Raw genomic sequence first — 26,288 nt, 5'->3', positions numbered from 1 at the left:
GTTCACTTTTCTTGACTTTCTTAGGGTTTGCAGGGAGGCAACTGTTCTTCATCGCATCATCAATGAGTATTTCAAATTCATCTTGGCTGATTTCAAAATGATTAAGGTGATGAGGGATACCGATATCAGCTGACAGTTTCCTGACCGCATTGACAACGCTATTAGCATCATCTTCGATGGAAGAGTTACAGTTCCCATCAGCGTGTAAGTTCAAAATCCTAGCCAATCGTGCGAGTTTGTCCATGACCGCACCACAGTTAAATTCGAGGCAGTACGGAAGAAGTACGGAATTAGCGACCCCATGCGGCACATTGAACCTTCCGCCAAGGGGCTCTGCCATCGCATGAACCATTCCCAGCCCAGAAATTGAAAACGCCATCCCAGCAAGTGTACTAGCGGCGCTCATGCAACTCCTTGCCTCAATGTTATTGCCGTCCTCAACAGCCGTCCTCAAGTTTTCGAAGATCAATCTCGCCGCTTCAACGGCGAGGGCGTCGGACATAGAGTGAGCATTTCTTGATGTATAAGCTTCGAGGGCATGAGTCAGTGCATCCATGCCTGTCGATGCAGTGATCGATTTTGGCAAAGAGATCGTTAGCTCGGGATCGACCAACGCAATCTTAGGGTAAAGACACTCTCCACGAATTGTCTCCTTTACCTTCGCCTTTGTATCAGTAATGACCGCCGACCTTGTCACCTCGCTGCCCGTGCCTGCGGTTGTTGGGATAGCGATCAGCGTGATCGGCGCAACACCTGTCACTTCCCTATGATAGAGCTCATGAATGTCGCAACATTCCTTCATCAGCGCAAGCGTTGCCTTTGCTGTGTCGATTACGCTACCACCACCAACAGCAATGATAGATTCATGTGATGAGGCTTTGAGAGCCTCGAGAGCTTCAATGACGTTTTCTTCCTTTGGGTTCTGCTCCACGCCATCGTAAATATCGTAAACAATCCCACTTTCGTCAAGAGCGCCGATCACCTTTGTAACACAGCTTGCCTTCCGCACCCCCTTGTCTGTAACAATAAATGCTGAGTGAATTCCATGTGCAAGGAGGATTTTACCAATGGAGTGGGCACTCCCCTTTTCGAAAATGACTCTCGTTGGTACGTGAAATCTGAAGGAGTTCATACAAATCTTCCGTGGTGCGGGACTTCGAAAAGCAAGAATCGATGATAAACCTTTGCTTCAAAAATGAACTGATTTTGTTTAAATTGTCTATAAACGATCAATTTCATAACTGAATCAAAGACAATTATCGATCAAAAGTTGCAAGGGGTGCATCAAAGATCGTTTTCCGCCTTTATTTAAAAAGATTTAAACGACACCCTTGAATTTATGATCGCATGAACAGGGTGACGATGGGGCACGGTGCTGGTGGAGAGTTGATGCAGGAACTCATTGGAAAACACATCGTACCATTTTTGCCGGATTTCCCGGTTGAAGTGCCTCTGAAATCTTTTGACGATTCTGCCGTAGTGGATGGCATCGTTTTCACGACCGATGCTCATACTGTTAAACCGCTCTTTTTTCCTGGAGGTGATATAGGGGCACTGGCGATCTGTGGGGCAATTAATGACATATCGGTCATGGGTGCGAAAGCACTTGCAATGTCTTGCGCCTTGGTTTTAGAGGAAGGGTTGGAATTCGATGTACTCGAGAGAGTTATGAAGAGTATGGGCAAGTACTCCGCTCTGACTGGGGTTCCGATCGTGACAGGGGACACGAAAGTCGTTGAAAAGGGGGCAGCAGATGGTATGATCATTACGACATCAGCCGTGGGACGGAGGAGCGAGTACCTCGATCACAATTTTAAAGTCGCCTCTTCGTCTCGAAAAGTACGAAGTAATTGGTTAACCGATGACAATGTTGCAGATGGAGACGTCATCATTGTCTCTGGAACCGTAGGCGACCACGGCATTGCCATTCTTTCCTTTAGAGAGGGTTACGGCTTCGAAACGAAGGTCAAAAGCGACGTCGCGCCCCTCAATGAACTTGTTGAAGAAATACTCAGTGTTGGCGGCGCGGTTGCGATGAAGGATCCGACGAGGGGCGGTCTAGCAAATACTCTCAATGAATGGGCAGAGAAATCAGGAGTGGGGATCGAGATCGATGAAAAGGCCATTCCGATTGCGGAACCTGTCAGAAACGCGTGCGAGATGCTTGGACTCGATCCGCTCACAATCGGTAACGAGGGGAAATTGGTTGTTGCCGTTGTGCCGGAAATGGCAGAGGAAGTGCTCAAGGCGATGAAAGGGTCGCCTCTCGGAAAGGGGGCTGAAATCATCGGAAAAGCGACGTCAAAACACAAGCGAGTTGTTTTAAGAACTGAAATCGGCGGAAAAAGGATTCTTGAAAGACCTATCGGGGATCCAGTGCCGAGAATATGTTGAGGTTAACATACGAAAATTCTCATTTGCCAGAGAGTGATTGATAACACTAACGGAAATTTGATATCTTACCTGAATTGCCTTACCGTGACTAAGTTTTTATCATTCTAGAAGCTGGATGAATGTATATCGCCACATTTGAGAAATCCATTGTGAGAAAGGTTGAAACTAAGAGATCATCGATAGACAAATAGCGGCATGGCAAGATATGGTCGCCTCAGATTCTGAAATTGGCACCAGCGTACTACAACGATCTGCAGTTACCTAGTCGCCGTATGAATCATTAAGAAGCTTCCAAGAAGATCATACTCCTACCACCCAATCGAATACCCAAAGAAACCCTATTGATTGCAACAGATCGTGACATCCATTTCAGAGTTCCATTTACATTTGAAACTTCTGACAAAAGCAAGTGGGTCAAAACCCCAGATACCAAATTTATATATATAGATGTATTCGATACATTTACAGCAAATGCTGCCACTGGGTAAGAGAATATCTGGACCATTGGCAAGCAGAAAACTTAGGAGGGGTTATGAATTGAAAAAAGTAACAAAGGTTCTTAGCGTTGCAGTGGCGCTGGTTATGGTGCTCGGGGTTTTTGCTGTTGTTTTCCCGACAACAATCGCTGCCCCTTCAGAGGATCCAGTTATTGCTGACGTGGAAAAAATAGACGCAGGGCCGTCGATTAGAGCGGAAATCCCTGACTACAGCGCACTTGCCTCATCAGCATCGGCTGCTGGTGCGACTCCATTAAAGCACGATCTTAGCGACTTCTACAACGTTGGTGACATCGAATGGTACTACGCAGGTTCCTATAGTGGCGGATTTAAACCATTCGAGAAGAGGGGCGAGGGTAACTATTGTGAAGTGTGGGTGGCACTCGATCTAAGCTTCCCGGCTGGTGATCCCAGGAACGCATACACTTCCAGAATCACAATCACCGATGACCATGTGGCTTGGATTATCGACCAATTTGACAGCAATATCTATCCCAATATGACTTCGTATTTCTCAGAGCCACCACCATTGGACGGATCTAATGCCCTATTCAAAGATTGGGGATATCCATTTATGGAGACGAACGACACTGGCAAAGTCATGATCATGATCTTTAACATCAGGGACAGTAATTATTACGACCCGTCATATCCATACTACATCGCTGGCTTCTTCAGCCCGACATTAGATCTCTACTACGACCGAAATATAATCAATATCGACTGCTGGGACTGGGACAACAGGACGGGACCGAGCTCTCCAAGACCATGGCTATATGAAGGTACGGTCGCACACGAATATCAGCACCTATTACATGATTACCTAGATCCCGATGAGGATACCTGGTTAAACGAAGGATGTTCTATGTATGCAGAAGTTCTGTGTGGTTACGGAATACCCTATGATTATTTCGCAAGATACCTTTACACTCCTGATAACTCATTGACGGAATGGGGAGACCAAGGGGACATCAACATCCTCGCTGATTATGGTGGCGCTGCATTATTTATGGTTTACCTGAACGATCACTTTGGCGGGTCTGAACTGATTTCGGATCTCGCAAAGAGCACGTTGAATGGTGCCGCTTCTGTAACTCAGGCATTGCAGGATCAGGGATACACGGATTGGGACTTCGACAAGGTCTATCATGCGTTTTCATTGGCAAACCTGATCAGGTCTGATGTCATAGGCAACGGACTTTACGATTACGAATCAATTGATCTCTCGGGCTTGTGGCTCACATATCACTTGTATGATCCAGAATGGGGCTTTGTCGACGAGTCTTCGTTCTATGGAACAACTTGGACTTATGACGGCTATGACACGGAAGTTAGCACACTAGGGTCATACGCGACAGATTACTTTGTCGTGGTCAATTCACCTGATGTCACTAAGACACTACTGAACCTTGCATTTGACGGCGATGATTATGCCGAAGTTGGTTGGACAAACGAGTGGATAGGTTGGCCTTACGGCTACATGTGGTACTCAGGCGCTTCCGATCTTAGGGACGTCTCTCTTGTCGGTACGGCTGATCTCTCGGGAATGGAGGAGGCAACGCTCACATTCGATACATATTATGAAATAGAGGAAGGCTGGGATTTCGGCTTTGTACAGGTCTCAGTCGATGGGGGAAACACATGGGTCTCGCTTGAGAATGAGTACACAACTAATGAAACAGATCCAGATGCCCATCCAGCGATTATTGAGAATTTGCCAGGTTTGACAGGATGGTCCGGTGGGTTCGTAACGATGTCATTCGATCTTTCTGAGTACGTCGGACAAGAGATCATGTACCGCTTCAGATACATGACGGACTGGGCATACGCTGAAGAAGGGTGGTATATTGATAACGTGTACATCAATGACGAACTGGTCGACGATGGCGGAGATTCGATCTCTACCTTGGTTCCAGTTTACCCAGACTCTGATTTCACGATAACCATTTATGCGCCGAGCCAGGTGACTGTATCAGGCAATTATCTGCTGCCAATGCTTCTTGAAATCAATATAAACCACGATGACGAGACGGTATTCAGAAGCGTGGCGAGTCTACTTTCACTCTACGAGTACATAATTGTCATCGTCAGCACTACACAGGGACCTGTTGACTACGGAATCGGAACTGTGATAAACTGGCCTATAACCGGCATAGCATGAAGCCGACCTTAAAACCATTTCCCTTTCTATTTTCTATTTCTTTTGTAATCTTTATCCACGTGAGTTAGGAACGCCTCCGTTTTCTTTTTTTGCGCTTGTAATAAACTGAAGTATCGATCGAAAGATTGAAAAAAAGAAATTGGTGTGGAAGCCAGAGATAAATGGATTACTAACTCGCATTAAATACCTTTCGAGAATACCAGTATGAATGATCATAGATCTCAAGAATGGATAACGGATAGGCATAGAAAACGATTTTTGAAAGAACCAACAGCTAATTTTTTAATAACGGCTTGCTTATTATCGCAGCGGGCTCATGGTCTAGTGGTCATGAGTTGGCCTGTCATCAGGTCAACTGGCAGACAACGCCCTTACACGGCGTAGGTCCCCGGTTCGAATCCGGGTGAGCCCATCCATTCCATTTGGGTGGCGATCGGTCTTTTTTTTAATACCGACCAAATTGGCCTTTATAATTATGACCGCGTAAGCAAACAAACTCGATTAAGTAGTCGATTGAAATGAATGTGTCGGACTCGGTTCGAACGCGTTAACAATACATCTTCGTTCTCCCTAGTCCATCCGCTTTCCATCTTTTGTCCTTTACACTCAAGAATATTCGAGGTGATTGATCAAATATTGGACAAGAGACTAGTTCTTTCTTCATCAATTGACTGGCTGTTTCCAGACTAATCGTTTTCTAAAAATATCTCCTAGAAATCGCCTACTTAATATTCCCTTATACTCAAAATTATGATCAGGACTGACGAACTGGCGAGCAAATTGATGAATAATATCTCAATTCTTCGAGATCAAATGGGTAAAATTACAATTATCCTTTGCGCCATTGATATTTAGCTTATCTTGTGAAATATTTGAGTTCTTGGATTATTATTTATACTCTTGTTCAATGGAGAGGTATTGAAAAGACGAAACGTAGGGAACGAGCCACTAGGGGCATTACATATGTCGACACTGGGGCGAAGCGTTGTCGCAGAATTTATCGGTAGCTTTTTTCTCATCATCGCAGCAATTGCGTCGACAATATTGCCGGTGGATATCCTCAAATCTGATGCGGCTCTCGCGGTGTTTATGAACGCGATCGCGGTCGCGTTCGTACTCATCGCATTGATCGAGATGTTCGGATCAATCTCTGGAGGTCATCTTAATCCGGCAGTCACAATGTCTTTTCTTCTGTCGAAAGAAATCACGAAAAAGAAGGCTGCCTGTTATATCGGAGCACAGATCGCTGGTGGATTCATTGGCGTTATGGCAACTCATGCGATGTTCTATGATATTACGCCTACGCTTCTCGTCGTATCTGAAAACACCAAGACACCAGGCATGTACTTCGCAGAATTTATCGGAACATTCCTCTTAGTTGCAGTTATCTTGGGTTGTATCAAGAGAGGGTCCAAGTTCGCTGGTCTGTCTGTGGGGGCTGTAGTTGGAGGGATGCTGATGTCAACATCAAGCACCATGTACGCAAATCCAGCAGTCACGTTAGCACGGGTCTTTACTTATGCCATATGTGGCATAGCTCCCACTAGTGCGATCTTTTTTATAGTCGCGGAGTTTGTTGGGGCATTAATGGCTACAATGACGTTCAGTTATCTTTATCCAAGAAAACTCGGTGACAGGTCCATACAGTTGGAAAGTGCAAAATCGATCCAAATGGCAAAGGAGCAATGATTTCTTGACAATCAAAAATACAGAATTGATTGCACCTGGATGTTCGTGCCAGATAAAACGGTGATAGTATGTTGATGTGTGAGTGTGAGATACCGTTTTCTATGATGATAGATCACGAGGAGATTGCTACTTTGATAGGCATCGGTTCGAACAAGGAGGGAATAATAGGAACGTCTCTCCAACAAGAGCCTTCTTGAGGTGAAAACTAATGAAGACCAAAATAGTGATTATCGGCGGCTTTCTCGGAGCTGGGAAAACAACCTTGGCAACCAAAGTGGTTGCGAAATTCAGGGAAATGGGCAAAACGGCAGCGCTCATAACGAACGACCAAGGGGAAACTTTGGTAGATACTCAATACACGAAATCGATGGACATCGCCGTCGAGGAGGTGCTCCGGGGTTGCTTCTGCTGCCGATTTCCTGACTTTCTCAGGAGTGCGAGAATTCTTGCTATGAAGTCAAGACCTGATGTAATTCTCGCCGAACCTGTCGGCAGCTGCACAGACCTATTATCTACGGTGATTGTTCCCCTAAAGACATTGTATCCCAACGAGTTCGATATCGCTCCGCTTCTTGTCGTGGTCGACAGTCCCCGACTTCTCTCGCATAGGATGAAGTCCGAGGATTTAGGTGATTATCTTAAGAAATGCCAGATAGAGGAGGGCGAGATCATCATTCTGTCGAAAACAGATATGGTCTCAAAGGAAGATATACCGGAACTCGTACGGATCATCAGGGGAATCAATCCTAATGCAGAGATCATCCAATACTCAGCAGTGGATAACAAAGGTCTCGATTTGATCATGAGCATTATGACTTCGCAGAGTACTAGTCAAAAACGGCCAATTGAGGTAGACTACGATAAATACGCTGCGGCTGAAGCGGAGCTCGGCTGGTATAATGGTTCGTTGGAATTCGAACTAGGTTGCCACAGCGATTTATATGGGCTCGCGATTGATATACTCAAATCAATTGCTGTCAATTACAAGGCTGGAGAGATTGCGCATGTCAAGTTAATGATAATGTCTGGATCAAATGCGCTTAAGGTCAGCTTAGTTGATCAACAGGTGAGTGTTGACGGCATTAAAGGTGGGCGATACGGCGAGGGAAAGACACTAATGACCGTTAACGCAAGGGTCATTTCATCACCGGAAAAATTGAAGAGAGTCGTAAGGGAGTCGATTCATGGCGCCCTGCTCAGGGTTGGTGCTGAAATCAAGAGTATAGAAGATTCATCATTTGCACCGTCAAGACCTCAACCTACTCACAAAATGATGCATTAGATTGTGTTGAAAGAAGTACCAGGAGTTACTAGTTGCGTGCTCCACAAAAAGATACACGCCATCCTTGGTTTCAATGTCGAATCGATCTGTAATTAAACGATTGTATTATCACATTGTCATTTCTTAACATGGAAAGATGACTAGAGAGTATGTGGCGTCTTACTTCTATAAATCATGAGCTGAAGCGCGAGAGATAAATAGCTCCATTGCATACGAGCGGAGAAAAGGTGTTAAAACGGCGTAAGTATAACGCCAAAATCTACGGTGTGCATATGGTTATCTTCCGGCCATTCAAAGGTTATCTTCCAAACCTCAGTGAAGGAGAGGACATCTGTGATAGGATATCACCTCCATATGATGTTATAGACGATAATAAGAAGCGAGACTTGCTTAACAAACCTTTCAATATTGCGAGGATTACCCTCGGAGATAATGGCGATAATTACGATTCTGCAAAAAGAGAATTGGAAAGCTGGCTAAAGGAAGGGAGACTAATTCTGGATCTTCAGGAATCGTTTTATTTGTACAGACAGTCGTTCAAGTACAACGGACGAGAGCTATCGAGAACGGGTATTGTGGGGCTGCTAAAGGTAGAGGACTATGAGAAGGCTAATATTCTACCACACGAAGAAACAATTGCAAAAGTTAAGGATGATCGACTGAATCTATTGAGGGCAACAGAGTTTCATCTTGAATCGATCTTCGGGGTTATCGACCATCTGGACAATGGAATTATAGAAAGAACGATATCAACCGCAAAAGTCCTCTGGGAATGTGAAGATGAGGACGGCGTTCAGCACTCATTTAGGAGAATAAGTGATCAGCAGACGATACAGATCATCTCTGAATGTCTGGATCAAAAAAAAATCCTGATCGCTGATGGTCATCACAGGTATGAGACCGCTTTGAGATATTCACGGGAGCGGGGTGATGAAAAAAGCCAATTCGTCCTCGCAACGATTGTCAGTTCGGACGATCCTGGAATGATCGTTTTTCCGACACATAGAATCATCTACGGGACGGGGCTGAGGAATTACGAGATCGTCGAGATTCTTAGAAGAAATTTCGATATCATGCCAGTGAAGGATTTCCATGAACTTAAGAAACATGTCTTCGCATCTGATGCCTCTCGAATTGGTATCATTACAAGCGATCACGAATGTGCGATCATCACCCCCAAAATGAAGCGATCAGATACCACGCTATGGGATATCGATGCTTTTGTCTTCCAGGAGCTCGGTTTTAACAGTCTTTTGGAGAGAGCGAAGTCTAAAGACAAAATCAGTATTGAATACGAACACGACGCAAATGAGGTTTTTAGGAAAATAACAAGTAATGGATACGATCTCGCGGTGATTCTCAAACCACCAACATTAGATCAGATATGGAAAGTTGCAGAGCAAGGGCTCAGAATGCCGAAGAAAACGACTTACTTCTGGCCTAAAATATGGTCTGGGTTTGTTGCTTATTCGATGAAAAAATAAGACGCACAGAGAACCTCATCAGATAGTGAAAAATTCTTCGCTAATGTTAATCCATATCGAAATGACACGTTTCGAGCAATGAGAACAATAACTTGAATAGAATAAGATGGGTAATTGGTATCAAATGTAATTATCAAATTGGATAATAGCTGGATCATAGGAAAAATTCAAATAGTAACTCGCATGTAGAATATATTACAACAAAAAGGAGATAAAGGCACTTATCCGCTATAGGATTTGCTACTTTTGTCTTTCCTTTTGGTTGCAAAGAGGGGAGGAAATGAATTCGACAAAAATACTGGTAGCAATGTTCTTTACCTTTCTTCTCGTCGTGAGCTTCGGTTTGCCTGCGATAGCCGGCGCCGTACCTCAAGAAGGAGAAAGAGTAAGACTGGTCGGGAAAGGGGTTTACGGGGCTGACGTCGCTGTCAATGACACATATCATCCGGGTCATTGGATATGGGCATGGGCCGGATATTATCTCTTAGAGAATGATACGGGTACTGGCGTAGAATATAATGGTTATTGCATCGATTTCAACATGGTAATCGATGTGGACGACATACTCTGGGCCGATGGCGATTTGACAAATTTCTTGACTGAAAATGAGTCCTGTGCGGTGAATTATATCATCAGTATGTTCAAACCTGAGATGGCCTCTGACCCGAATCTGGAGGCTGCTGCAATCCAGTGCGCGATCTGGCATATTGTCACCCTTGATGAAAACGACACCTTCATGATGGATGATGCGACTGGTCCTAGGTACGACGGTTGGAATGAGAGTTACGGGGATGCAATAAGAGTTCGTGCATTGGAAATCGTCGGATCGATTCCAGAGCCGTGCTCATACCCATCTTCGCTGCAGCTCGAGCCTGAGGTTCAATGCATTGACTGTGATGATTTGGCGGCGATCACGGCAACCGTCCTCGACCAATACGGTAATCCGATGGAGAACGTTCTCGTTCGCTTTTCAACAACATCAGGCGTCTTGAGCGACGATGAGGTACTGACGAATTCCACCGGTGAGGCGGTCGTCTACCTAGATCTCAATGGTTCGACAATGGCAGTTGTTACTGCTTGCATAAACGGCGGTGAGGGCATATTGATATGGGACGATGCCAACCCACCAAACACGAACTATCCTACGGTTGATGTGCAGAACCTCGTTGTACCGAATGAGATCTGTGACTCGTCAATCGTCAAGTGCTGCTATTACCCAGATGGATTCACAATAGGTTTCTGGAAGACAAATATCGGCAAGAATTGGGGCTGGATGAAAGGGAGTGGCATTCAGGTTCCAAAAGCAAAAATCGTTAGCTACCTCGAAGAAATCAACGATATATTTGACGGGCAAACCGGACACTGCAAAGCTAGATGCATGGAGTGGATCCGGAATATCACACCATCACAGGCATACAACATCTTATCTATCCCCAATGCCAACAACATGATGCAGAAAGCACAGGCACAGATTCTCGCACTACTCCTGACAAATGCATGGTACAATGATTACTTCGGTCCAGACTATTACCTGAAGGGATGCGTAGATCTTCCAGGCGACGATGATATGACAATAGGTGATGCGCTTCACCAGATACTAGATTGGTACTGCAGCGGAAAATATGAAAAGGCAAAGAATCTAGCGGACTACATCAACAACCAGCCTGAAGGCGGTTATTACTAAACTAAGGGATTCAATTTCCCTTTTCTTTTTTTATAATTTTAGGCGTGTTAGATTGTTCTATTTAGTCGCTTTTCTAAGCAAAAGTAAACTGTGTAAATCTTAGTCCAGGCCGAACTTGATCCGGCAGGTCGTGTCGAGCGTCCTCTGCATTTCTATAAATCGGACAGGGTTCTTCTTGAACGCTTCGAGACATTCTTCACTACAGAAACGATAGGATTCACCATCATAGTCATAAGACAAGACCTTTCTTGTAGGATCGATCTCCGAGCCACACACAGGATCGAGAACGACGCGTCTCGCTTTGCAGACCATGACCCGAGCACCCATCTCGTGACAGTGGACCACCTCGTCAGCCCCTGCCTTCTTAAGCTTTATCGCATTTCGATAATCCTCAACTTCTGAAACAATGTGCAGATTCGGATTCAACATTTTCGCCGTGAGGACGACCATCACGTTATCGCTGTCCTTCATGGTCGTTAGGAGGGATTTTGCACTTTCAATATTCGCTCTTTGTAAGACTTCCTCATAAACAGCATCACCCTCGATTACGGGTATTCCCTCCTCCACCATTGCTGTAACTTTTTCTTTGTCCTTCTCGATTATAACAAATTTCTCACCTTTTGCACCCAATTGTTCGGCAATCTGGCGACCTACATTCCCATATCCGCAAATTATGTAATGATCTTTCATCTTTGTCCTCCTTTCAGGTAATCCCAATTCTTCCCTTACACTCCTACTCACGACAGTATCAAAAATCGATTGCAGAGCAGTAATTCCCGCCCCGATGCCACCGATCATGACAATCGATGCGATGACCCGACTCAAGGCAGTCGTCGGTACGATATCCCCATACCCGACAGTCGTCATCGTAACGAGGGTGAAGTAAAGCGCTTCCATAGGATTATCGACAGTCGGTTCCGAGAGTGTAAACCCTACAGTACCTATGATTACGACAGCGCATAATCCATAAAGAGAATAGAGCAGTCTCCGATGCTTCAAACGCAACCCCCTGATATAGGTAATGATTTTAACACGTGGGAATAAATATTTATTGATTCCCGTGAAGCAAGGTAAGAATGGAGCCACTGGAGGGATTCGAACCCTCGACCTACGCCTTACCAAGGCGTCGCTATTTGGCGGTGCCACGAGGCACTACCGCTAAGCCACAGTGGCCGCGAGTCCTCCTATCAGATGAGTGTTCATAAAGTTTTCCAAAAATCGAAAACAAGCATTTATGACACTTCGGCATATGGGTATTTTTGATGAAAAATGAAATGAGCGCCTTTGATGTGCTTGCATTGACAGCCGAGATGCGCTCAATTATTGGCGGATTTATCGATAAGGTTTTCCACTGGGAAGCGAACAATTTCCTCTTCAGAATCAATGTGCCTGGGTCTGGAAGAAAGGAGATCATCTTTCAAGAGGGGCGATGGCTCTATCTAGCCAGCGAACGCCCTGAGCTCCCTGGCATTCCTTCGCAGCTCGCGATGACGATGAGAAAACACCTGTCAGGTGGGCGTATCACATCAGTCTATCAGAAAGATTTCGACCGGATCGTTGTTCTTGAAATTCAACGGGATAAGAAATATGAAGTCGTTTTTGAGATTTTTGGAGAAGGCAACTTAATCGTCGCACAAGAAGGAAAGATCATTGTCGCGCTCGCATCAAAACAGTGGAAGCACAGAGAAATCAGACCGGGCGTGGAGTACAAATTCCCACCACCGCGGTTCAACCCAATTAGTGCAACATTCGAATCGTTCAGGGCAGCACTTCAAGCATCAAGATCTGATGTCGTAAGGAGCCTCGCAACCGTTGTCAATCTTGGTGGCCAGTATGCCGAAGAAATTTGCCTCAGGGCCGGCATTGATAAGAACAGAAAGGCCGATTCCTTGACGGACGAGGATTTCAAGAGCTTGAACCTTGCATTGCAGGAAATCATCAACTCGATTCGCACCAAGCCTGAACCGAATATTGTATATGACGATTGTTCCCCTATTGACGTTGCACCAATCAGACTGATAATCCATGCTGGAGCTCGCTCTGAACAGTTCGTTTCTTTTTCCGATGCGATAGCACGTTTCCTAGAATTGAAACCAAGAAGTGATGAAGAGGCGGTCGATGAAGAGCTCCAGAGACTCCAGCGACAACTCGAACAACAGAGAGGCGCGATTCAAGAGTTGAGGACACGCGCGGAGGAATGCTCAGAGCTGGCAGAGCTCCTTTTCGTCAATTACATCCCGATCAACGAAGTCCTCTGCAAGTTTAGAGAAAAAGCTGCTTCGTCCAAATGGAATGAGATCGTAGAGTTCTCAAAGGGATTTGATTTCATAAAAAAAATTGATCCTTCCGAACATTCGATCGAGCTTGAGATCCAGGGCAGGAGGATCAGACTTGATTACCTGAAAAGTCTTGAGGAAAATGCTGATACCCTTTACCAGGAGTCTAAACGTCTAAAAGAAAAAATTGAAGGGGCCCTTCTAGCTATCAAGGAGACTGAGGCTAAAATTGAACAGAGAGAAGCGTGCAGGGAGAGAGCTAGTTTCGCTAAAGATACGAAGAAAACAAAAGAGTTCTGGTTTGAGAGGTACAAATGGTTCATCACGTCTGGCGGGAAAATTGTCCTTGCTGGTAGGGACGCAAAGACTAACGAACAACTCGTCAAAAAGCACATGACTTCCACTGACAGATTTGTTCACGCGGACATTCATGGTGCACCGAGCGTCATTGTCAAAGATGGGGCGACAGCGAGTGAGGAGGAAATGGTGGAAGCGGGGATCTTTGCACTCGCACACTCAAAGATCTGGAAAGCTGGCGCAGGTGAAGGGAGTGCGTATTGGGTATTGCCAGATCAGGTTTCGAAGACGCCAGAAGCGGGTGAGTTCGTGCCCAGAGGTGCATTTATCATCAGGGGGAAAAGGAACTATCTTCACCATCTCCCTATCGAACTGGCAATTGGTGAGATCGAATACCAGGGCGAAAGGAAGATCATGTGCGGACCTCGGAGTGCCATAGAAAAGCGGTCGACGAGGTTTATTGTGATCGTACCAGGGGATACCGATAGGAATTTGATTTCGTCAGCCCTTGCAAAATTTTTCGGTGTCCCTGAAGAAGAAATATCGAGAGTTCTCCCACCAGGTGATATCTCCATTAAAGAGAAGAGAAATGTGGAGATAGAGGTTTAGGAGAGTGCCCGAGCCGGAATTCGAATCCGGGTCTGGAGGTCCGCAGCCTCCTAGGATGTCCAAGCTACCCCACTCGGGCTTCCTTCCGGGATATCAGTGTCCCCTTTAATTCACTTTCTGCCTAATAAGCTGTCGTCATATCCAGTTTTCCTTTCTTTCGGGCTAGGAAATCCGCGTACCTGAGGATGATTAATGAGAGGAAAAGGAAGAGAAGTATAGAGACAAGGAGTAAGACCGCCATCTCTTGCGTTGAATAGCCTCCAAGACCGCTGATCGAGACGGTCTCGGGCATCATCGCACGCCTTAGAAGTTCGAGCCAGTAAGTAATCGGAATGAATAGGGCTACCGTTTGTCCCCATGGAGGTAGAAAAGTTATTGGAAAGATCACGCCGCAGAACAGATAGAAAACGCCAGCGACGCCTTCGTTGATTCCTGCCCCGTGGCGCGCCGTCAGCAGGGAAATACCTGCGAGCGCGATGCCTATCGTGCAGATGCAAAAGAGCCCAAGGATCATTGCAACGACAAGTGCCAACCAATCGATTCTCCAGAGGTTAACAGGTAAACCGAGGACCAGTATCCCAAAGGCGAGTGTCACGATGACTGCTGCCGTTGTGATGATGATCTTGCTGATCCCTCGCCCAACGAGGTAAACTGAGAAGTTGATCGGTGCGATATAAATCTGCTTTAAGGTCTGATAATGTTCTCGATCTTCATGCACTACCCAGGTGATGCCAAATAAGACCTGCGCCACATACATGTAAAAAGCGTTCCCGATGAACATGTACGAGAAGAGCACGGGGTCAGCGTTAACAGACTTGAGAATAATGAGGTACATGAAAACAAGTATCAGTGTCGCCGTGATTGGCTTGATGATAGAATAAATGATGAAAAGAAAGGGGTTTGTCCAATTCGACTCCATCTGCCAGCCGAGCCACGCCGCCCACCTAATCGTTCGCAGATGTTCATTCACTGCCATCGCAAAGTCAGCCTCCCCTCTTTTTTACCCAGATTTTCCATGAAATTGAGCGCAACGCGGGCGCCGTAAATGAAAGCGACCGTCAAAAAGACAAGTATAATGATCTCGAGATTGACCGGTAGAAATCCCATTGTCTCCTGTCCTGCGAAAATCAGCTGCCTCATCGCATCGAGACCGAGAGTAATTGGAACAATCGAAGCCAGAAGCGCCGTCCAAAATCCAAGCGCTTTGACCGGGAAATAAAAGCCAGAAACGAAATAGATCGGTTCCTGAAAAACGCTCGATAAATGCCAAATTCCCCTGCCGTAGAGGAGATACAAAGAGGAGAACATCATCCCCATACCGTACAGTGCGAAAAGGGTGAGGAAGAAGACGATCAGGAGGCTACCTGGGGAAACGATCTTGATTTCTATACCAAAAATCAGTATACCTAAGGTGAGCGTTGACAGTGCACGGACTGATGTGAAAAAAATGCCACCGAGCGCCATCCCCGCGAGAACGGACATGCGCGACATCGGCGCCATAAGATATAACTGGAGGTTACCCACCTCTTTCTCCCAGTAGAATTGTGCCGCCATACTCCAAAGGACGTTGAGCCAATATGCTGTCATCGCGCCGCCGAGAATCACAAAACCGATGAAAACTGGAGGGGCGCCAAGCGCCTGATAATAAAAGGCGAACGCCGCTATCCCGAGGAGAGGGAGGAAGATGTCAAAGAATAGCCAACTCGGCTCCCTGAAAGATCCAATAATCCGAGGATAAGCCCTTCCGATAACAGCACGGAGATTCAAGCGCCAATCAATCATACCAGCCCTCTTCCGACTAGCTGCAAAAAGACGTCCTCGAGTGTCGGCTCTGCTTTGGTGAGGGAAAGCACCTTGACCCCCTTACCCGCAATCGCCTGGATGACCTCAGCCAGCACAGACTCTTCTTCCGTGACGATCCTGATCTTCTGGTGTTCACCGTTGATCTCACAACTGTAGCCCTTCACGCCGCTGATCTGCCCGAACCAATTGAGATCCATGACTTGCGTGGTCTCAAGGGTGAAAACCGCGTCTCTTTGAACCTGTTTCTTGAGGTTGTGGGGCGAATCGCACGCAAGAATGCGTCCCCGGTCGATGATCGCGACCCGGTCACAGAGTTCCTCAGCCTCCATCATATAATGCGTTGTAATCAGCGCCGTTTTTCCCTTCTGGCCTCTGACCCACCTCCGTATATAATCTCGGATCGTCCTACTCGAATTGACATCAAGACCCAATGTCGGTTCATCAAGGAAGATCAGATCGGGATCGGTCACGAAACCCCTGACGACATTCATCCTCTGCCGTTGGCCGGTCGAGATCGTTCTCACCTTGGCGTTTGCTTTGTCCACAAGCGCAAACTCATGAAGCAATTCATCGACCCTTCGCTTAGCGATTTTACTCGGGATGCCGTAGAACTGTGAAAACATCCAGAGGTTTTCTTTCACGGTTAACAATCCATATCCAGAAATTTCCCCACCTGAAACCATGTTGATCAATGGTCTTATCTTGTGCGCTTCCCTCTCCACATCATACCCCAGTACTGTGACCTTCCCCGAGGAAGGAAGCAATAGAGTTGCGAGGATTTTTATTAGCGTCGTCTTGCCTGCGCCGTTCGGTCCCAGCAGGCCAAAGAGCTCGCCTTCTCTTACATCGAGATTGATGTTATCGAGGGCAATGATCGGTGGCTGCCTCGCGTTCCCCTTAAAAGATCGACTTAGTGACCTGCACTCAACGGCATTGTTCATCGTTGGCGAGGAAAAGAATGAGGGTGATGAAAAATATATCGATTCATTGCTCGAGCTGCTGCCAGTAGCGCGTCACGTAGCCCGCGATCCGATTCCTCATCGTGGGGGAATAAACATCCGTGAGCTTCTCTACTAACAGCTTGTTGTGCTCGAAATCATCATTGAACGCCTTTGGATATTTCTTGACAAGTTCGAGCGCTACCCTCTTGATATACGTAGGTCGTATTTTTCCCATGCCTACACCGGTAGCTCGGGTTAAGCCATATTGTTATTTAAGCCTTTTCAACTCGTCCCGTCTCGGCTTTCCGCAACTCATTTTTCCCTCAGGACACGGCCCTCTCATGCAAGGCGGTCCCGCATTTTCGAAAATCGCTGGCGATACTTTCTTGACCTCGGCGAGCATCCTATCCGCGACCTCCCTGATTTCCCACTGAGCACGATTGCAACAGCGGAGCGAAAAGAAATGAAGAAGTTCCCTCGCGTTCATCGTAATAGTAATGTTCGTCGTGCATGCGTTTGGTAGGACATACCGCGCGTCCTCTACGTCGACTTTTTTGGATAGTCGCCTATAAACTTCCCAGATCTCATCCATCAATTTTCTGAACTCTTCGGCCAACTCCCCCTCTCTGGCGATACTCGGTGGGATCACGTAGTCGGCGCGATCCATCGAGACGTATCGTTGGCTCTGCTGTGAATATGACGCAATCCTGTGGCGCACGAGCTGGTGTGTCAGTGCTCTCGAAACGCCTTCTACACTGAATGTGTAGCATGCGTGCTCGATGACAGAATGATGGCCCATGCCGACAACCCTCGAAATGATTTTACCCGATCGATTATCCTCGATGTCGACCAACAATTCGCTCGCTGGTTTTTCAGAATAACAGGACTGCGCGGCAGCGGCGCAGAGTCTCTCGGCGTCCTTTGTATATGAAAGTAGTTTAACCCTCATCGATCGCCTCTCAGCTTCCTCTCTCTAGATTGTTCTTGTGCGATATATGATTTTCATAAGTATTGATCTGAATAAGTGAAGCAAAACGATGCTTCGGCGTTGCCAGATAGTGATTTCCTTTCATCATGCAGTGGCCATTCTCTCAAGTCCCGTAGTCTGAAAACCTTGATTCCATCCTTGTTTAAGAGTTTCATTATGCCCTCAATGTGCCCGTCGCCAACAACGGCGACAACTTCACCATAATTCGAATACGCGTCCTCAATTCTCGATGCCATCATTCTATTTCGGTCATCGATGAGCAACCTCTTGATCGTCGGAAATTGTTCACCGAATGACCTGAGATAATCCTCCCCGTTTTCCTCGAACATCGCCAATTCTTTTTCGATTCTCCCCTTTGAAATGAAAAAACCAGTAATTGCTGAAAACATGAGGCAGACTTTTTCCTTGACAGGCATTTCTTTCCAGAGTCTTTCAAAAACTGCCGTAGCATCGTCATCTATGAATTCAACGACCGCCCCGACTTCTATCGCGGCTTCCGCCGCAGCGATCATCTCCATTCCCACTTCCCCACCAAATTCCCTGGCCATTCTTCTCTGAACTTCCGCGAGCATGCGGTACATGATAGGCAGCGACCGGATTGCGCCAGGATTCCTGAGAGCCTCGTAACGACGTGGGTCTAGCTCGACGCAAACGGCCTTGGGCCTGTGAGAGAATATGATCTGGCGAACCTGTTCGGATATGTTGAAAACGTGGCCCACACCGATGAGCGTGATCATTGTTCAACTCATTGCGCGAAGTTTTTAATAATCTTTTCATGCTCTTCTCTGAACACGGAAATGACGAAGGAAAGACGGTTCGATCTTGTTGCCTTTGATATGGATGGCGTCCTCGTTGACTATCCGAGCTCATGGACATGGATACATAATCACTTCGGCGTGACTAATGAAACCTCATTAGAGGAATACATACGCGGGGAGATCGATGATACTGAATTTATGCGCAGGGACATCGCTCTCTGGAAAGCGTGCAAAAAGGACTTGAGCAAAAAAGACATCGAAAGTATCCTCACACCACTACCTCTATTAAAAGGGATTGACGAGACAGTCCGCGCATTGAAAAATGCTGGGATGAGAACTGTCATCGTGAGCGGCGGGATAGATGTTATCGCCGAAAGAATCAAACGGATCTTTGGATTCGACGATTACATCGCAAATGGTCTCGAGTTCGACGAAAAGGGGTGCTTGACCGGCGAAGGAATCTTGAGGGTTGAGCTGACGAATAAACGGCGGGCACTGGATTCGTTTCTTCACAGATGGGGCATTTCAAGGAACAGAGTGGTGAGCATAGGGAACAGCTTTGTCGATGTGTCGATGTTCGAGGACTGCGGTCTTTCAATCGCATTTAATCCCATCGATGAGGTCGTCGTTAAAAACGCTGATGTCATCGTTCGATCGAATGACTTGCGTGCCGTCCTCCCTATAATTTTAGAAGAGCCCTCTCAATCGCCGCTGTATCCATATTCACCGATCAATGGCACGAAGACACAGCCACCAAGATTCATTTGAAGATACTTATTTTGTTTTTTCTCGACGAGAATGAGGTCCTGGTACCATCGACCGCCGACCGGTACAAGCAGTTTGCCACCCTCAGCGAGCTGATGCTTCAACGGTTCAGGGACACTCGGAGCCGCAGCTGCGACGCAAATCCTGTCGAACGGCTCATATTCCTTCAGCCCCCTCGATCCGTCGCCAATGACGATCGTTACGACGTCGTCGTACCCCGCTTCTTTGAGATTTTTCTTCGCTCTTTCAGCGAGAGACTCGATTCTTTCGACACTATACACATGGCCATTCGGTCTCACGAGCTCCCCCATGACAGCTGCATGATAACCAGATCCCCCACCGACCTCAAGAACTTTCATCCCTGGATGAAGATCGAGAATTTCGACCATGAGAGCGACCATATGCGGTGCGGAGATCGTCTGCCCTTCCCCAATTGAAAGGGGCGTATCGATATACGCACTTCGACGGATACCCTCAGGAACGAATAGGTGCCTTGGAACCTTTTCCATAGCTCTAATCACATCGGGCTTTGTGAGGTAACCCTTTTCAATGAGAGATCTGATCATCCGCTTCCTCTCGGCCTCGAATTCCATGCATCAAGCACCTCAAGCGTTCGTCGTCCTGACGATCTTTGCGTAGATCCTCACAATCTCCCGCGCTTCGCTTCCGCCATCTCTCAGCATCCTATCTTTTGTCTTGATGTTGTGCACAACGACATTGTACTTCCCGATGGTCAGGAGATCGCCAACATAAAACTCCTCGTCGGGCGGAACAAGCATCTCAGCGGGGATCGTTTTACTCCCCTTATTGATTGAAATCTTAACTTTTACCCTATCAAATCTCTTCGCCCATATCGTCCCTATTTCTCTGGCGACGCATTCCTTCATTCTCTTTTCGCCACTTTCAATCGATGTCACGACGACTTGCGTGTCCCCTACGATTAATTCATCGCCGATGGTTATCAGCTCGTCAGGACCGAGCTCGATTTCCTCTCTCTGCGATTTCCCAAGGTCGCTAACGATGACGGGGATCCTCAACGGTTTCATTTCAGTGTAGAGAGTGGTGTGAACGGTGCCGCATTTTCTGCAGCGCACGGTCGCCTCCAGTGTTTCCTTCTTTCCTCCAACCCTGCCCCTGAGAACCTCATGGAGGGTATTCGTACCGCATGAGGGGCACTCCAAGTAAATAGCAGTCGGGATCGTCATTTCAATCTTCACAATCCATTTAACGAACTCCCAGTTATAATTATCGGTCGACCTTGAACAACCGGTCGTGGCCCGGAACCACGTAGTCTGCAAAACTGACTATCCTCCTCATGCTCTCGAGCGCCTCTGATGCATCGTAATGTATCCCTGGCGGTAGCCACTTTGTATAATTATCCTTCGTTGGCAATGCGTCACCTACGATCGCAAATTTCGATCCAGATTTGACGAAAACACTGATGCTTCCCCTCGTATGCCCAGGCGTGTGAACGATGCGGACACCTTCAGAGAGATCGATATCACTGTAAATTTTCGTGAATTGATCTGGGGGATATTCGCTCGCGTGTGCAATGAACTGCGCGTTGGCAAAGAGATCGTTATTTCCGGCATGATCGTGGTGAAGGTGCGTGAGCACTACGACATCAATCTCGTCGCATCCAATACCCAGGTTTCTGAGGGACGCGAGTATTTTTTCACGATACGCGGGACTACTCGTGTCCACGATTACCTTCATCTCGTCATTATAAATGAGAGTTGAACTTGAGTGCGCCTCTACGACGAAACCACCAGCTTTCCGGATCATACCCTCACAGAGGACTTCTACAGTCATTCCCTTCATCTCACCACCGTCACGAAATCGCATGATGTGCAACGAATCTGGAACCCGTTGAAGGAGAGGGACGAGCCACATTTTGGACAACGTGCCCTCTTTACAAAATATTCAAGCCAGGCCTTTCTCACATCTTCAAATCTTTCTTCCCTTATTATTGCCAGCGCGTTCTTCAATTCTTGCGTTGTCGCAAGAGATTCGAGCGCAGATGCTTCTAGCCGAGACACTTCTTGTTTTTTCTGCTCAGCGGCTTTGATCCCTGGCGACATCACAGAAGCGATCAACGCACCACCGAGGAATCCGCCGATATGTGCGGTATATGCGATCGGTCCGGAGTCAATAAAAACCATGACGACTTGGATCGCAAACCACGATCCGACCGAGAGCCAAACAGGTACGCGAGGTAAGAAAAGAGGTCCGAGAAACATCGGGATCTCTTCTCTCGGATAGAGAAGGAGGAGAGCCCCCATAGCCCCAGAGATCGCACCAGAGGCACCGATTATTAGCACATTGGAACCCCATTGAACGAGAGATTCCATCAACACCCCGAGCAACCCAGCGAGCAAATAAATCACAAAAAAGCGCGATTTTCCTATCCTGAGTTCGAGGTGCCCACCAATGAGGTAAAGAAAAAGCATGTTGAATAAGATATGCGCAATCGACGAGTGCACGAACATCTGCGTGAAGAGTGTGTAAAAATTCTCCAGAGAAATGAGATACACTGGTCTAAACCCCAATTCAAGCTGGACTGGAGATATCGCAAAGAAGCCAAAATCTCTCAATGAAATGATCGTGAGAAAATAAACAACGAGATTCCCCATGATCAAAGAGTTTGTCATGCTGACTCGTTTCGTGAAGCCGATGGAGATCGAAAAAATGATAACGATGATTGCAATCCACGAAAGAGAGTTCATTCAAACACCTGGCAGAGCGTAGCAAGCTCCAGCATTATCTGCATTTCGCAAGTCAATGAAAACGACCCCGCTGATTTTTTGCGAATTTGACAACAAGAATATCCTTTTTATGCTGTACAATTGTATCGAGCCGCAGACAAGGAAAGAATATGCGGATCAACGAGCAGATTCAAATTACAGAATGTCCTGGCGTTTATCCACCGAGGGAAGACACGTTCCTTCTACTTGAATCAGTTGAAGTAGAAAGAGACGAGGAAGTCCTTGAAATTGGTTGCGGGACTGGGATCATTTCGATTCACTGCGCGATAGCCGGTGCCATCGTCACCGCCGTTGATATCAATGACGCGGCTGTACAGTGCACGAGAACCAATGCTGAAAGAAACTGTGCGCATGTTAACGTCATCCGTTCCGATCTCTTTTCAGCGATCACCGGAAAGTTTGACACAATCATTTTCAACCCGCCATATTTGCCTGTTGAACAGGATAGGGACGAATCCGTCTCATGGGCTGGAGGAAGGGGCGGCGTCGAAATATTAGCGCGTTTCCTGTACTATGTTCCCCAGTTTCTGAAGGAGACCGGGAGAGTCTTCATCGTCGTTTCATCACTCATGAATCAGGACACTCTGGAGAAAGTGCTTGCCCCCTTCAAAGTTGACTGCATCGCGAGGAGGAGGATGTTCTTTGAGGAACTGGCTGTTCTTCGCCTCCGACTTCCTTAATCTCCAATGACCCTCGCAATTGCTTTCCTCAATAACTCACTTGCGATCTTGCCGTCGATCTTTCCTCTCAACTGCGACATGACCTCCCCCATGAGCGGGCCCATCGCGTTCATCTTCCTCTCCTTGATAAGTTCTTTTCTCCCCTCCACGATCTGCTCGATGATAGTCATGGCCTCGTTCATTGAAATCGTCTTCAGACCGAGGTCCTCGATCGCCTTCTCGAGAGGAATGCCTTTCGCGATAAGTCGCAAAATATCTGGGAGCGCTTCTTTGGCGAATCTATTATCGTGAAGCGCCTGGAAAATCTCCACAATTCTGCTATCGTCGATTGAGTAAACGCCAATGCCTTCCCTCTCGAGCTCCGGAAAGGTGTTCAGGAGCGTTTTCGCGACGATATTCCCGAGGCCCCATCTCGATGCGATTTCTTCGAAAATCTCTTCGAACCCTTCTCTGATGATCTGCTCAGCTTGCTGCTCATGAATGCCGTATTCCGACACGAAGCGCTTGACTTTTGATTCGGGCAACTCTGGCAGCCTCTCTCTGATACGAGCGACCAGCTCAGTGTCTACCGCAATCGGTTTCACGTCGGTTTCGGGGTACATCCTTGCAGCACCTGGCAGTGGCCTGCTGTATGCCGTTGTCCCGTCGGGCAACGGATCTCGTGTTTCCTCAGGTACGCCGATCAGGGCATATCGAGCGCGCATGGCAACGGCCTCAAGAATCCTTTCGACTCTCCCCGGCAGATCAACACAAATAACAAAAGCGTCTGTTTTGTCTAGGCCTAGCTCTTTCCTTACAGCAGTGACCGCGGCTTCGTCGATTCCGTATGCTGGTAACTCATCCGAGTGGAAGATTCCTCCAGCTCCTCTTGCCCTCGCATGATGTGCGAGCTCCGCACCGAGACGGAGGCGGCCGTCCGCGCTCTTGAGCACACCGCCAAAACCCTTCAATGGAAGTGCGAGAGCCTTCCCGCCCGAGGAGATCGATGACCGAATGATCTTTGACTTTGTTTCTCTAAAAACATCCGTACAATCAACTAAACACGGTGCAATATCCTGCGTAGCACGGGCCAGTAGCATATCCCTTATCTCGAGTAACATCTCCTGTCTCTCAATCTCCTTTGCGACATAAGTCGGTAACATCCGAAGGTCCTGAACCCCCTTGATCTCGACTCTCGCCCCGCCTGGAATTGAAATGTTGAGGTCCTCACGGATCGTGCCGATTCCGCGCTTCACCCGCTTCGTCGCTCTTAGGAGAGATCCGATCTTCTGAGCAGCGATCTTGACTTCTTCAGGCGTTCGGAGCTCAGGGCCCGTTGCGATCTCCACAAGTGGCATACCGAGGCGGTCAAGTTTGTATGTGACCTCACCGGACTTCACCTCAATCTTCCTTGCAGCATCTTCTTCGAGGCAGATTGTCGGGATCGAGATCGTTCTACCATTGATCTCAATCGAACCGTCCATCGCGATCAGTGCAGTTCTCTGAAAACCCGTCGTGTTTGAGCCGTCGATAACAATTTTTCTCATAAAGTGTATCTCATCAACCGGTGTCGCGTTAAGAAGCGAAGCGATGGTCAAAACGATCTCAATTGCATCGCGATTCGCATCGTGTGGTGGCTCCTCATCTGCCTCTACAAGACACGAGACGCCTGGAGGTGCTTGGTAGTTAAACTTTAAGCGCTTCTCTGCCTCGGCGAGCGCTGCACGATCGATGTCACCGAGTTCACTCTGGGTAGGCCTCAACCTCCGCGTAATAGAAGCACCTTCGTGATCAACAAGCGTCGAGTCGCAAGAACAGAAGAGTTTCTTCGTATCGAGCTGCTGATGGATTTCAAGGCCGATGATCGCTTCCTTAGTCATCGAGTTCCCTCCTGGGCGAGATCTCACCTCGAAGATTCTCGCGCATCATCGATTCAATCTCCTTCTCCGACGAGGCGTGAGCAAGTACCCACATTAATTTCACATACGCCGTCTCGGGAAGCATATCTTCACCAGGAATCACGCCTGCGGCAAGAAGATCCCTTCCAGTGTCGTACACATTGAGATTAGTCCTTCCGTAGAGACACTGGGATGTCATGACGACAGTGGTCCCTGATCGGATCGCTCTCGCGATCGACTGGACCATATCAGACGAGACATGTCCGAGACCTGACCCGGCGATCACTATCCCCTTGTGCTCATTCAGGATTCTCTCGAACTTAGAAGCACTCATACCAGGATAGAAATACAGAAGCGCAACGTTCTCTTCCATTTCTTTTTTTAAGACAACTCGATCATCGTTCTTTTTCTTGTAATGCGACAGATATTCAATGCCTCCTTCAAAATGAATCCGCGCGATCGGTCTCGCATTAATGCTCGCGAAAGCGTCCCGTCGGCTCGTGTGCATCTTTCTCACTTTTGTACCACGATGAATTAAAGCAGATGTATCTGACGGGGACTCGTGCATGAGCACACACGCTTCAGCAACATCCGATTCGACCGCAAACCTCACAGCTGCGATAAGATTCGTATACGCATCCGACGAGGGACGATCAGAGGACCGCTGTGCACCGACAAGAATGACAGGCCGCGGGAGGTTTTCAAACATGAAGGAGAGGGCCGCCGCAGTATATCCCATCGTGTCAGTCCCATGGGGGACGATGCACCCTTCAACGCCGTCCCTCAGTTCATCCGCAACCGCCTCCGCAAGCATCTGCCATCGCTCGACCGTCATATTCTCGCTGAAGATTGAGAATAGGACCCTGGCCTTTACGTTGCAAATATCTGCGATCTCCGGCACAGCGCTGACGAGCTCATCGGCTGTCAGTGCAGGGTGCACCGCCCCCGTCCGGTAATCGACATAACTGGCGATTGTACCTCCTGTTCCGATGATTGAAACTGTTTTTTTCTCAGGCCTCATTGCATGTTCAGATCGTTTTGTCCCCTTACTGAGTGCTTTCTCAATCAGGTTAATATTCGAAGTTCCCGAAATCTTAACCCCGACATTATAACCATTCTTCAATTTCAAAATAATAATATCTGGATTACTAAAGGAGTGATGTGGCATAAGAATGCCTTCGATTCTCTTCCGATCAGTTTCCACGACAATTCGATCGCCTTCTTTGGCCCCACTTCTTTCCAATAGCGAGAGGACTTGTGCGGAGTAGCTCATTAATGACCCCGAAAAGAGAATAGAGTCCAGGCTTAACTATTTTGGTAAAAGATGGTTAAGAGAAA

Annotated in this window: 23 protein-coding genes and 3 tRNA genes; 10 read left to right on the top strand and 16 right to left on the bottom strand. The window is 47.3% G+C overall.

Going from position 1 to position 26,288, the window contains the following annotated elements:
• A partial coding sequence (locus QHH00_05525; GenBank protein MDH7508840.1) for an iron-containing alcohol dehydrogenase occupies positions 1-1,132 on the bottom strand: 1,132 nt, incomplete at its 3' end.
• Between the two features lie 215 nt (positions 1,133-1,347).
• Here QHH00_05525 and hypE point away from each other — a divergent pair.
• The 7 genes from hypE to QHH00_05490 all read left to right on the top strand — a co-directional run bounded on the left by hypE (position 1,348) and on the right by QHH00_05490 (position 11,191).
• The gene (gene hypE / locus QHH00_05520; protein MDH7508839.1) at positions 1,348-2,394 is read left to right on the top strand and encodes a hydrogenase expression/formation protein HypE; all 1,047 of its coding nucleotides are present in this window, start codon (positions 1,348-1,350) and stop codon (positions 2,392-2,394) included.
• A gap of 471 nt (positions 2,395-2,865) precedes the next feature.
• Positions 2,866-5,052, top strand: coding sequence for an immune inhibitor A (locus QHH00_05515; GenBank protein ID MDH7508838.1), 2,187 nt, complete (start codon positions 2,866-2,868; stop codon positions 5,050-5,052).
• A gap of 310 nt (positions 5,053-5,362) precedes the next feature.
• Positions 5,363-5,464: transfer RNA gene (locus QHH00_05510), tRNA-Val, on the top strand.
• Positions 5,465-5,970: 506 nt separating this feature from the next.
• Complete coding sequence (locus tag QHH00_05505) at positions 5,971-6,741, top strand: MIP/aquaporin family protein (protein ID MDH7508837.1); 771 nt, start codon at positions 5,971-5,973, stop codon at positions 6,739-6,741.
• A 208-nt stretch (positions 6,742-6,949) separates the two neighbouring features.
• Positions 6,950-8,023: a GTP-binding protein gene (locus QHH00_05500; GenBank protein ID MDH7508836.1), complete on the top strand. Its 1,074-nt coding sequence runs from the start codon at positions 6,950-6,952 to the stop codon at positions 8,021-8,023.
• 272 nt (positions 8,024-8,295) lie between these two features.
• On the top strand, positions 8,296-9,507 hold the full coding sequence (locus QHH00_05495; protein MDH7508835.1) for a DUF1015 domain-containing protein: 1,212 nt from the start codon (positions 8,296-8,298) through the stop codon (positions 9,505-9,507).
• A 280-nt stretch (positions 9,508-9,787) separates the two neighbouring features.
• Positions 9,788-11,191 (top strand): Ig-like domain-containing protein, encoded by a 1,404-nt coding sequence (locus QHH00_05490; GenBank protein MDH7508834.1) that lies wholly within the window; start codon positions 9,788-9,790, stop codon positions 11,189-11,191.
• 99 nt (positions 11,192-11,290) lie between these two features.
• Here the strand turns inward: QHH00_05490 and QHH00_05485 are convergent, their stop codons facing one another.
• Both QHH00_05485 and QHH00_05480 read right to left on the bottom strand, forming a co-directional pair.
• Complete coding sequence (locus tag QHH00_05485) at positions 11,291-12,190, bottom strand: NAD-binding protein (GenBank protein MDH7508833.1); 900 nt, start codon at positions 12,188-12,190, stop codon at positions 11,291-11,293.
• Between the two features lie 78 nt (positions 12,191-12,268).
• Positions 12,269-12,364 (bottom strand) — tRNA-Thr (locus tag QHH00_05480).
• A gap of 89 nt (positions 12,365-12,453) precedes the next feature.
• Between QHH00_05480 and rqcH the strand changes: the two genes are divergently transcribed.
• A complete protein-coding gene (rqcH, locus tag QHH00_05475; GenBank protein ID MDH7508832.1) occupies positions 12,454-14,373 on the top strand; it encodes a ribosome rescue protein RqcH in 1,920 nt (639 codons plus the stop codon).
• 5 nt (positions 14,374-14,378) lie between these two features.
• Here the strand turns inward: rqcH and QHH00_05470 are convergent.
• The 7 genes from QHH00_05470 to QHH00_05440 all read right to left on the bottom strand — a co-directional run bounded on the left by QHH00_05470 (position 14,379) and on the right by QHH00_05440 (position 18,842).
• A tRNA-Arg gene (locus QHH00_05470) sits at positions 14,379-14,452 on the bottom strand.
• 42 nt (positions 14,453-14,494) lie between these two features.
• A complete protein-coding gene (locus QHH00_05465) occupies positions 14,495-15,349 on the bottom strand; it encodes an ABC transporter permease (GenBank protein ID MDH7508831.1) in 855 nt (284 codons plus the stop codon).
• A complete protein-coding gene (locus QHH00_05460) occupies positions 15,340-16,155 on the bottom strand; it encodes an ABC transporter permease (protein ID MDH7508830.1) in 816 nt (271 codons plus the stop codon). The genes QHH00_05465 and QHH00_05460 overlap by 10 nt, the downstream gene beginning before the upstream one ends.
• A complete protein-coding gene (locus QHH00_05455; GenBank protein MDH7508829.1) occupies positions 16,152-17,117 on the bottom strand; it encodes an ABC transporter ATP-binding protein in 966 nt (321 codons plus the stop codon). The genes QHH00_05460 and QHH00_05455 overlap by 4 nt, the downstream gene beginning before the upstream one ends.
• 43 nt (positions 17,118-17,160) lie before the next feature.
• Positions 17,161-17,352 (bottom strand): 30S ribosomal protein S17e, encoded by a 192-nt coding sequence (locus QHH00_05450; protein ID MDH7508828.1) that lies wholly within the window; start codon positions 17,350-17,352, stop codon positions 17,161-17,163.
• A 33-nt stretch (positions 17,353-17,385) separates the two neighbouring features.
• Positions 17,386-18,066 (bottom strand): FAD-dependent thymidylate synthase, encoded by a 681-nt coding sequence (gene thyX / locus QHH00_05445; protein MDH7508827.1) that lies wholly within the window; start codon positions 18,064-18,066, stop codon positions 17,386-17,388.
• 53 nt (positions 18,067-18,119) lie between these two features.
• A complete protein-coding gene (locus QHH00_05440) occupies positions 18,120-18,842 on the bottom strand; it encodes a TraB/GumN family protein (protein ID MDH7508826.1) in 723 nt (240 codons plus the stop codon).
• A 60-nt stretch (positions 18,843-18,902) separates the two neighbouring features.
• On the opposite strand from QHH00_05440, the gene QHH00_05435 reads away from it, so the two are divergent.
• Entirely contained in the window at positions 18,903-19,631 is a 729-nt protein-coding gene (locus QHH00_05435) for an HAD-IB family phosphatase (GenBank protein MDH7508825.1), read from the top strand.
• Here the strand turns inward: QHH00_05435 and QHH00_05430 are convergent.
• Genes QHH00_05430 through QHH00_05415 form a run of 4 tightly spaced genes read right to left on the bottom strand, consistent with a single transcriptional unit; the run spans position 19,565 to position 22,354 of the window.
• Entirely contained in the window at positions 19,565-20,221 is a 657-nt protein-coding gene (locus tag QHH00_05430; GenBank protein ID MDH7508824.1) for a protein-L-isoaspartate O-methyltransferase, read from the bottom strand. The genes QHH00_05435 and QHH00_05430 overlap by 67 nt on opposite strands.
• Before the next feature lie 12 nt (positions 20,222-20,233).
• Positions 20,234-20,845 carry an HVO_0476 family zinc finger protein gene (locus tag QHH00_05425; protein ID MDH7508823.1) on the bottom strand — a complete coding sequence of 204 codons (612 nt, stop codon included), beginning with the start codon at positions 20,843-20,845 and terminating at the stop codon, positions 20,234-20,236.
• A 28-nt stretch (positions 20,846-20,873) separates the two neighbouring features.
• Positions 20,874-21,449 (bottom strand): MBL fold metallo-hydrolase, encoded by a 576-nt coding sequence (locus QHH00_05420; GenBank protein MDH7508822.1) that lies wholly within the window; start codon positions 21,447-21,449, stop codon positions 20,874-20,876.
• Positions 21,446-22,354, bottom strand: coding sequence for a rhomboid family intramembrane serine protease (locus tag QHH00_05415; protein MDH7508821.1), 909 nt, complete (start codon positions 22,352-22,354; stop codon positions 21,446-21,448). Before QHH00_05415 ends, QHH00_05420 begins: the two co-directional genes overlap by 4 nt.
• A gap of 149 nt (positions 22,355-22,503) precedes the next feature.
• Between QHH00_05415 and QHH00_05410 the strand changes: the two genes are divergently transcribed.
• Complete coding sequence (locus tag QHH00_05410; GenBank protein ID MDH7508820.1) at positions 22,504-23,073, top strand: methyltransferase; 570 nt, start codon at positions 22,504-22,506, stop codon at positions 23,071-23,073.
• Here the strand turns inward: QHH00_05410 and gatE are convergent.
• Together gatE and gatD are read right to left on the bottom strand one after the other, a co-directional pair.
• Positions 23,070-24,932 carry a Glu-tRNA(Gln) amidotransferase subunit GatE gene (gene gatE / locus QHH00_05405; protein MDH7508819.1) on the bottom strand — a complete coding sequence of 621 codons (1,863 nt, stop codon included), beginning with the start codon at positions 24,930-24,932 and terminating at the stop codon, positions 23,070-23,072. The genes QHH00_05410 and gatE overlap by 4 nt on opposite strands.
• Complete coding sequence (gene gatD / locus QHH00_05400; protein MDH7508818.1) at positions 24,925-26,223, bottom strand: Glu-tRNA(Gln) amidotransferase subunit GatD; 1,299 nt, start codon at positions 26,221-26,223, stop codon at positions 24,925-24,927. The genes gatE and gatD overlap by 8 nt, the downstream gene beginning before the upstream one ends.
• Positions 26,224-26,288: the final 65 nt, after the last annotated feature.

Source organism: Methanomassiliicoccales archaeon (genome assembly GCA_029907465.1).
In the GTDB taxonomy this organism is placed as follows: domain Archaea; phylum Thermoplasmatota; class Thermoplasmata; order Methanomassiliicoccales; family JACIVX01; genus JACIVX01.
Note: the sequence above shows the minus strand (reverse complement) of the source record. Positions and strands in the feature narration are given on the sequence as shown.